Genomic DNA, 9044 nt, shown 5'->3' on the forward strand with positions numbered 1-9044 from the left:
GCGGCATGGATGCCGCGGCCAACCCCCCAGGGATGGGTTTACGGCGTCCCGGCAGACCCACAGTCCCCCGCCAGCCCTCAGTCCAACCCAGAGCCATGAACAAACGCTGTTGCCGTTGCTTTTGCTTGTGCTCTGGCCTGAAACGGGTGCCGGGCAACGCCCGGCCGGGTATCCTTTCCACCTGATGTCCGACCTTGTCCATGCCAGCCGCGAAGCCCTCAGCGAAGGCGGCGCGCTCGCCTCCCATCTGGATGCGTTCGTCCCGCGTCCTGCGCAGCTGCGCCTTACCGAGGCCATTGCCGCGTCGATGCAGCAGCGCGACCTGCTGCTCGCCGAAGCCGGTACCGGCACCGGCAAGACCTTTGCCTACCTGGTGCCGGTGCTGCTGTCCGGAATGCGCACCATCATTTCCACCGGTACCCGTGCGCTGCAGGACCAGCTCTACCACCGTGACCTGCCGCGCGTGCGCCAGGCCCTGGGCGTCGGCCTGCGCAGCGCGCTGCTGAAGGGGCGCAGCAACTACCTGTGCCGCTACCGCCTGCAGCAGGCACGCGGCGAGCCGCGCTTCTCCAGCCCGGAACAGGCGGCACAGTTCCAGCGCATCCTGGCCTGGTCCGGTCGCTCGGAATCGGGCGATATCGCCGAACTCGATGGCCTGGCCGACGACTCGCCGCTGCTGCCGATGGTCACCTCCACCGTCGACAACTGCCTGGGCAACGAGTGTCCGTTCTGGGATGACTGCTTCGTCGTGCGGGCCCGCCAGCGTGCCCAGGCCGCCGACCTGGTCGTGGTCAACCACCACCTGCTGCTGGCCGACCTGGCGCTCAAGCAGGAGGGCTTCGGTGAACTGCTGCCCGGTGCGCAGGCCTTCGTCATCGACGAGGCCCATCAGCTGCCCGAACTGGCCGCGCAGTTCTTCGGCGAAGGCTTCGGCATGCGCCCCTGGCAGGAACTGGGCCGTGACTGCCTGGTTGAAGCGCGCGGCGTGGGTGGCGCACAGTCTGCACTGCAGGAACCGGTCGATCATCTGCAGCAGGCATTGTCTGCGCTGCGTACTGCGATGGAGGGGCTGCCCGCGCGTGGCACCCAATGGCGCGCGCTGGCAATGCCGCAGGTACGCGAGGGTTTCGATGCGGTGATGTCCAGCCTGGTGGTGCTGGAGCAGGCATTGCAACCGCTGCGCGAAGCCGCTGCTGGCCTCGATGCCTGCCATGCGCGCGCACGTGAGGCGATTTCGCGGCTGGGCCGTTGGCTGGGGGATGAAGAACCCGCGCTCGACTTCGATGCCGATCCCGCAGAAGCGACCGCCGGCGCTGCTGACGTGCTCTGGTATGAATTGACCGCGCGCGGTTTCCGCTGCCAGCGCACGCCGATGGATGTGTCCGCACCGCTGCGCGAACATCGCGAGCGCAGCCATGCCGCATGGATCTTCACTTCCGCCACGCTGACCGTTGGCGGTGGCTTCGAGCACATCGCCACGCGCCTGGGCCTGGATGATCCGCAGACGCTGGTACAGCCCAGTCCGTTCAACTGGCCCGAGCAGGCACTGTGCTACCTGCCTGAAGGCCTGCCGGATCCGGCTGCGCGCGGTTTCGGAACCGTACTGATCCAGGTCCTGCGTCCGGTGCTGCAGGCGTCGCAGGGCAGGGCGTTCCTGTTGTTTGCTTCGCATCGTGCGCTGCGCGAGGCGGCCGAGGCGCTGCGTGATGGGCCTTGGCCGCTGTTCGTGCAGGGCGAAGCGCCGCGCGCGACCCTGCTGCAGCGTTTCCGCGAATCCGGCAATGGCGTGCTGCTGGGCTCGGCCAGCTTCCGCGAGGGCGTGGATGTGGTCGGCGAGGCATTGAGCGTGGTGGTGATTGACAAGCTGCCCTTCGCCACGCCCGATGATCCGGTGTACGAAGCGCGGCTGGATGCCATACGCACCCAGGGCGGCAATCCCTTCCGCGACGAGCAGTTGCCGCAGGCGGTGATTGCCCTGAAGCAGGGCGTTGGCCGCCTGATCCGCAGCGAGACCGACCGTGGCGTGCTGGTGCTGTGCGACCCGCGCCTGCTCAACCGGGGTTATGGCAAGGTCTTCCTGCAGTCGCTGCCGCCGTTCCGGCGAACCCGGGCCTTGGCCGATGTGCAGGCCTTCTTTGCGCCACAATGGGCGCCCGTGACGGATGCCGCTGCCCCGACCGCCGCCGTGGCGGGGCCGGAGCCGGCTCCCGGCGCCACGTTCCCCCTGTTCTGACCCGATCCGATGAAACTGCTCGCCTTTGAAACCGCCACCGAAGCCTGTTCCGTAGCCCTGCATGTCGATGGGCAGGTACGGGAACGCTTCGAGATCGCCCCCCGCCGGCATGCCGAACTGAGCCTGCCGTGGGCGGAGGAGCTGCTGGCCGAGGCCGGCATCAGCCGCCGCCAGCTGGACGGCATCGCGCTCAGCCGTGGTCCCGGTGCGTTCACCGGTGTGCGCCTGGCGATCGCGTTGGCGCAGGGCATCGCGCTGGCGCTGGATCGGCCGTTGCTGCCGGTGTCGACGCTGCAGGTGCTGGCGCTGCGCGCGCCGGTGGAAGAGAAGCAGATCCTGTCGGCGATCGATGCGCGGATGGGCGAGTTGTACGTGGCACGCTTCGAGCGCGTGGATGGACTGCCGGTGGCGCGGGATGCCGAGCGCGTGTGCGTGCCGGCGGCGGTGTCGTTGCCGGATGCTGCGTCCGTCTACGGCGTCGGCACCGGGTTTGCCGCGGCCGAGGGCGCGCTGGTCGCGCAGCTGGGTGCTGGCCTGCGCCGCTTCGATGCAACGGCGCTGCCATGTGCAGCGGATGTGCTGGCACTGGCGGTACCGGCGTTCGCGCGCGGCGAAGGCATTGCGCCGGAGAAGGTCGAGCCGGCGTACCTGCGGGACAACGTGGCGCTGACGCTGGTCGAGCAGCAGGCGGCGCGGGATGCCAAGGCGAAGGCCAACGGCTGAGCCCCTCGTGGCGGGTGGTGGGTCGCTGAAAGCAGAAGCCGTGGGTTGGCCGGGCGGGTGGGCTGCGCAGGGGGCGCCGTGAATACGTCCATGTAGGCTCGGGCGCGCCATCCATGGCGCTTACGCCCCTGCGCAGCCCACCCGCCCGGCCACGGACAGTTTCCGTGCGCGTTCGCCACGGAAAATCAAAAAAAAATCAAATTCAAAAGCCGGTCGCTTCGCTCGCATCCACGCATGGCGTGGATCTACCGTGCAGGCATGGCGTGGATGCATCGTGTCGACCAAGGTCGACAGCTACCAACAGCAAAGATGCGCCGCGATCGGTCAGGGGTGGGGCGGTGTGGGCTTGCAGGACCGTTGGCGCCATGGATGGCGCCATCGAGCCCCCATGGATGGGTTTACGGCGTGTCCTGCAAGCCCACACCGCCCCGGCAAACCGTACAGCCCAACCGCCGCTCTTGATCTCGCCCTTGCAGTTGCAGCTGCTTGCAGCGGGTCCCGGGCCGCAGGCCCGGGCAGAAAACCTCACCGGTCGTCGCGCAGTTCGCCACCGGGCAGGAACACCCACGTGCGGGTGACCTGCAGGATGTCGATCTGGTCTTCGCTGTCGGGCAACGGCGGGAACGGTTGTGCCAGCTGGATCACCCGCAGCGCGGCCTCGTCCAGCAGCGGCGTGCCGCTGGACTTCAACACCCGGCTGCTTTCCACGCTGCCGTCGCGGCGTACCCCCACGCTGATCACCACCTGTCCCCCCAGCCGGCGCTGCCGCGCTTCGTCAGGGTAGTTCAGGTTGCCGACCTGCTCGGCGCGGTCCACCCACGCACGCAGGTAATTGGCGTAGGCGTATTCGCGCGTGCTGGCCGAAACGAATTTCCGGTTCGGGCGCTTGGCGTACTGCGCCGAACGCAGGTGCACTTCCGCCGCCAGCCGTGCCATTTCAGCATCGCGCTGTTCGCGCGCGGTCATCGGTGCATCCGGTGTTGGTTGCAGCGGGGTAGGGCGCGACTGCGCCACGGCCACGGTGTCCTGGCCATTGCGGCTGCTGACCACCCGCGCCTGCGGTGGCGGCACCGGCGCTGCCGACTGCTGCTGCTGGGGCACCGGACTGATACCGGCCTGGGCCTGCGGCACGATGCCGGCCTGATTGTCGCGGGGGCGCTGCGCACGATCGTGTTCGCCACCGCCTTCCTGGCTGGCGGCAGCCAGGAAATCGGCCTGCTTCGGAGTCAGCGCGGTGCGGGTCTGGCTGAAGATCACTTCCAGGGTCGGCACCAGGGGCGCGTCGCCTTTCACGGCAAAGCCGACCCCGAGGATCAGCAGGGCGTGCACCAGCACCGACAGGGCGATGGTGGCGCCCAGCCGCTGCGCTTCACGCGGCGGCGGGGCGAGGACGGCAGGTGCGGCATCCATCAGCGCAGATCGGCCTCGATCGCGTCGAACAGGGTGCCGGCGATGTTCAGGCCGTACTGCGCGTCCAGCTCGCGCACGCAGGTCGGGCTGGTCACGTTGACCTCGGTCAGGTAGTCGCCGATGACGTCCAGACCGACGAAACGCATGCCGCGACGCTTCATTTCCGGGCCGACCTGGGCGGCGATCCAGCGGTCGCGTTCGCTCAGTGGACGGCCTTCGCCACGGCCACCGGCGGCCAGGTTGCCGCGGAACTCATCGCCCTGCGGAATGCGCGCCAGGCAGTAATCGACCGGCTCGCCATCGACCAGCAGGATGCGCTTGTCGCCGGCAGTGATGTCGGGAATGAACTTCTGGGCCAGGGCGAGCTTGCGGCCGCCGTCGGTCAGCGTTTCCAGGATCACGTTCAGGTTGGGGTCGCCCTGTCCGCTGCGGAAGATCGAGCGTCCGCCCATGCCATCCAGCGGCTTCAGTACCGCCTGGCCGTGTTCCAGCGCGAAGGCCTTCAGTGCCTTGGCGTCGCGGCTGACCAGGGTCGGCGGGCAGCACTGCGGGAACAGCAGCGCGGCCAGCTTCTCGTTGTAGTCGCGCAGGCCCTGCGGGTTGTTGACCACGCACGCACCGGCGGCGGCAGCGACATCCAGCACCTGGGTGTCGTAGACATACTCGGCGTCGACCGGCGGGTCCTTGCGCATCAGCACGATCTGGCCGGGACCGAATTCGGTCCGGCTGAATGCGCCCAGCTCGTACCAGCCGGCCGGGTCGTCGCGCACCTGCAGGGGGGCGGTCCAGGCCACGGCCACCCCGCCTTCCAGCGCCAGCCCGCCCGGGCGCACGTAGTGCAGGGCATGGCCGCGGCGCTGGGCTTCCAGCAGCATGGCGAAGGTGGTGTCCTTGGCGATCTTGATGTGGGCGATGGGGTCCATCACCACGATGACGTTCAACGGCATGGGTGCACCTGTCAGGCAAGGCGTTGATGGTAGCGGCAACGCCGGCCGTGCGCCTCCCCGGCGATGTGCAACGCAGCGTCCCTTGCCGGGCTGCGCAGTGATTGCCAATCCGGTCACGTTCAGCCCGGCGCCACGCCCCGCGCCACGGACCGCCCTTGAAGCGGGCGCGGGAAGTGCGATATAGATACGCTTTCGCAGCGGCTCCCGCCAAAGATTGGGCCGTGCGCTTGGGGAATGGCAATGACTGAAAACACGACTGCGGGCGGGGAGCTCGCAGGACTCCGGGTGATGGTCATCGATGACTCGAAGACCATCCGCAGGACTGCGGAAACACTGCTGAAGCGCGAAGGCTGCGAAGTAGTGACCGCGACGGACGGTTTCGAGGCCCTGGCCAAGATTGCCGACCAGCAGCCGCAGATCATCTTCGTCGACATCATGATGCCGCGCCTGGATGGCTACCAGACCTGCGCACTGATCAAGGGAAACCAGCTGTTCAAGGCGACCCCGGTGATCATGCTGTCGTCCAAGGATGGTCTGTTCGACAAGGCGCGGGGGCGCATCGTCGGCTCGGAGCAATACCTGACCAAGCCATTCACGCGCGAAGAACTGCTGGGTGCCATCCGCACGTACGTCAACGCCTGACCAGGGGGGAAAGGCACAATGGCTCGTATCGTCCTGATCGAGGATTCACCGACCGACCGCGCGGTGTTCACCCAATGGCTGCGCCGTGCCGGCCATGAGGTGCTGGAAGCGGACAATGCCGAAGATGGCCTGCAGCTGGTCCGCGACCAGGTGCCGCAGCTGGTCCTGATGGACGTGGTGCTGCCGGGCATGAGCGGTTTCCAGGCGACCCGGGCGATGGCCCGCGACGCAGCGATCAAGCACATCCCGGTCATCATCGTCAGCACCAAGGCGATGGAAACCGACAAGGCCTGGGGGCTGCGCCAAGGCGCCGCCGATTACATCGTCAAGCCGCCGCGCGAGGAAGAACTCATCGCCCGGATCAACGAGCTGGTGGCCTGATGCGCTCGCCCTTCGACATTCTTGAAGCCTACGAACGGCGCAGCCTTGCCCACGCGGTGCAGCTGCCCGGGCGGCAGTTCGCCCAGGACCTGTGGCGTGGCGTCGGTTTCCGTGTTGGCCAGCGTCGGCTGGTGTCCGATTTCCGCGAAGTGGTGGAGATCGTGCCGATGCCGCCGGTGACCCCGGTGCCATGCGCGCAGCCGTGGCTGCTGGGCGTGGGCAACCTGCGCGGCAACCTGTTCCCGGTGGTCGACCTGAAGTACTTCCTGGAAGGAGCGCGTACCGTCCAGCAGGAAGGCCAGCGCGTGCTGATCATGCGCCAGGCCGGTGGCGACGTCGCCCTGACCATCGATGAACTGTTCGGCCAGCGCAGCTTCGAGCTGACCCAGCAGATCGAGGCCGGTTCACTGGCCGAGGGACGCTACGGGCACTTCGTCGATCGCGCTTTCCATGCCGATGGCAACGATTGGGGCGTGTTCTCGCTCTCGCTGCTGTCGCGTACCCCTGAATTCCGGCAAGCCGCGGCCTGAGGCCGGGCATCGCCCCCTGCATTGAAAATCGAGGTTGAACGATGAGTACTGCTTCGGATGCCACCAAGTCCGGCAAGCTGCGGCTGGGCGGCAGCAACCTCTGGCTGGCGCTGCTGGCCCTGTCGATGATCCTGTTCGGTGTGAACACCGGCGTGTCCACCTGGCAGGGCAGCCGCCTGGCCGATGCCGGTTCCAAGGCCGCGGACCTGCAGGTGCTGTCGCAGCAGCTGGCCAACCAGGGCCGTGACGCGGTCGGCGGCAACGCGCAGGCCTTCACCGCCTTCAAGGCCACCCGCAACGCGATCGAGCAGAACGTGTCGACCCTGCAGGGCCGCTACGGCAACGAGCCGGGCGTGTCCGGGGCGATCTCGACCCTGGCCGACACCTGGGCGCCGCTGGGCAAGCAGGCAGGCCAGCTGGTGGCCAGTGAACCGGCAGTGCTGGCCTTGGCCGGCAACGCCAACAACTTCTCCGGTGCGGTGCCGGGCCTGCAGGCCCAGTTGAACGAACTGGTGCGTGCGATGTCCGCCTCCGGCGCCCCGGCGTCGCAGGTCTACAGCGCCCTGCAGCAGGTGGTGGTCGCCGGTTCGATGGCGCGTCGCGTGACTGAAATCCGTGCTGGCGGCACGGCTGCGGCCGCTGCCGGTGACGCGCTGGCCCGCGACATCACCGTGTTCTCGCAGGTGCTCGACGCGCTGCGCAATGGCAACGAGGATCTGGGCATCACCGCCGTGCGCGGCGCTGCCGCCGTCGCTGCGCTGGAGCAGTCGCAGCAGAAGTGGCAGGCGATGAAGCAGGACGCCGACGCGATCCTGGCCAGCTCGCGCCAGCTGTTCGCCGCGCAGTCCGCTGCCTCCGCACTGGGCCAGGGTTCGGCGAAGATGCTGACCGACAGCCGCAAGCTGTTCGAAGCCTTCTCCTCGTTCGGTTCGGTGTCCGACACCCGCCTGTTCCCGAATTTCTGGATCGGCGTGGTGTCCGGTGCGCTGTCGCTGATCGCGATCATCGGTTTCGTCTCCACCAACGTGCGCAGCCGCTCGCGCGAGCAGGAACTGCGCTACCAGACCCAGGTGGAGTTCAACAGCCGCAACCAGCAGGCGATCATGCGGCTGCTGGACGAAATCTCCTCGCTCGGTGAGGGCGATCTGACCGTGAAAGCCTCGGTGACCGAGGACATGACCGGCGCGATCGCGGACGCCATCAACTACGCGGTGGATGAACTGCGCCACCTGGTGACCACCATCAACGACACCTCGGCCAAGGTCGCGCTGTCGACCCAGGAAACGCAGGCCACCGCGATGCAGCTGGCCGAAGCGGCCGGCCACCAGGCCAACCAGATCACCTCGGCATCGGACCGGATCGGCGAAATCGCCGCCAGCATCGAACAGGTATCGCGCAACTCGGCCGAGTCGGCCGACGTGGCACAGCGTTCGGTGGTGATCGCCGCCGAAGGTGCCGGCGTGGTCCGCGAGACCATCCAGGGCATGGACCAGATCCGCGACCAGATCCAGGAGACCTCCAAGCGCATCAAGCGACTGGGCGAATCCTCGCAGGAGATCGGCTCGATCGTGGAACTGATCAACGACATTTCCGAGCAGACCAACATCCTGGCATTGAACGCGGCCGTGCAGGCGGCTTCGGCCGGTGAAGCCGGTCGTGGTTTCGCGGTCGTGGCCGACGAAGTGCAGCGCCTGGCAGAGCGCACCTCCGGTGCGACCCGACGTATCGAGAACCTGGTGCAGGCCATCCAGGCCGACACCAACGAAGCGGTCACCTCGATGGAACAGACTACCGCCGAAGTGGTGTCTGGTGCACGCCTGGCCGAGGACGCTGGCACCGCGCTGACCGAGATCGAGCGCGTGTCCAACGCACTCAATACCCTCATCAAGAACATCTCCATCGCCGCCCAGCAGCAGTCGTCGGCGGCGTCGGACATCACCCGCACGATGGGCGTGATCCGCCAGATCACCGGCCAGACCTCGCAGGGTGCCGGGCAGACCGCCGAGTCGATCGGCCACCTGGCGCAGCTGGCGGCCGACCTGCGTCGTTCGGTCGCCGACTTCAAGCTGCCGGCGTGACACGGGCAGGGCGGCGAGCAAGGAACCAGTCGATGAAGCATTTCCATTCCCCACGCCAGGATCCGCGCGACCGTCGCGCGGCGGCGACCGGAGCGCATCC

Annotated in this window: 8 protein-coding genes; 6 read left to right on the forward strand and 2 right to left on the reverse strand. The window is 67.8% G+C overall.

Annotated elements, in window-relative coordinates:
- Positions 1-184: 184 nt before the first annotated feature.
- Both yoaA and tsaB read left to right on the forward strand, forming a co-directional pair.
- A complete protein-coding gene (gene yoaA, locus AC3WTC_RS11025; RefSeq protein WP_492711422.1) occupies positions 185-2233 on the forward strand; it encodes a DNA repair helicase YoaA in 2049 nt (682 codons plus the stop codon).
- Positions 2234-2242: 9 nt separating this feature from the next.
- The gene (gene tsaB / locus AC3WTC_RS11030) at positions 2243-2956 is read left to right on the forward strand and encodes a tRNA (adenosine(37)-N6)-threonylcarbamoyltransferase complex dimerization subunit type 1 TsaB (protein WP_492711423.1); all 714 of its coding nucleotides are present in this window, start codon (positions 2243-2245) and stop codon (positions 2954-2956) included.
- 525 nt (positions 2957-3481) lie between these two features.
- Here tsaB and AC3WTC_RS11035 read toward each other — a convergent pair.
- Positions 3482-4366, reverse strand: a complete 885-nt coding sequence (locus AC3WTC_RS11035; protein WP_025877745.1) for an energy transducer TonB family protein — start codon at positions 4364-4366, stop codon at positions 3482-3484.
- A complete protein-coding gene (gene gshB, locus AC3WTC_RS11040; protein ID WP_049466293.1) occupies positions 4366-5313 on the reverse strand; it encodes a glutathione synthase in 948 nt (315 codons plus the stop codon). The genes AC3WTC_RS11035 and gshB overlap by 1 nt, the downstream gene beginning before the upstream one ends.
- Positions 5314-5553: 240 nt before the next feature.
- Between gshB and pilG the strand changes: the two genes are divergently transcribed.
- The 4 genes from pilG to AC3WTC_RS11060 are packed head-to-tail and all read left to right on the forward strand — an operon-like array spanning position 5554 to position 8944.
- On the forward strand, positions 5554-5955 hold the full coding sequence (gene pilG, locus AC3WTC_RS11045) for a twitching motility response regulator PilG (RefSeq protein ID WP_005418455.1): 402 nt from the start codon (positions 5554-5556) through the stop codon (positions 5953-5955).
- Between the two features lie 18 nt (positions 5956-5973).
- Positions 5974-6336 (forward strand): response regulator, encoded by a 363-nt coding sequence (locus AC3WTC_RS11050; protein WP_025877749.1) that lies wholly within the window; start codon positions 5974-5976, stop codon positions 6334-6336.
- On the forward strand, positions 6336-6866 hold the full coding sequence (locus tag AC3WTC_RS11055; protein ID WP_025877750.1) for a chemotaxis protein CheW: 531 nt from the start codon (positions 6336-6338) through the stop codon (positions 6864-6866). The genes AC3WTC_RS11050 and AC3WTC_RS11055 overlap by 1 nt, the downstream gene beginning before the upstream one ends.
- 41 nt (positions 6867-6907) lie before the next feature.
- Positions 6908-8944 (forward strand): methyl-accepting chemotaxis protein, encoded by a 2037-nt coding sequence (locus AC3WTC_RS11060; RefSeq protein ID WP_059064855.1) that lies wholly within the window; start codon positions 6908-6910, stop codon positions 8942-8944.
- The last annotated feature ends 100 nt before the right edge of the window (positions 8945-9044 follow it).

The sequence above is a fragment of the Stenotrophomonas sp. FW305-C-20-S1 genome, assembly GCF_058783335.1.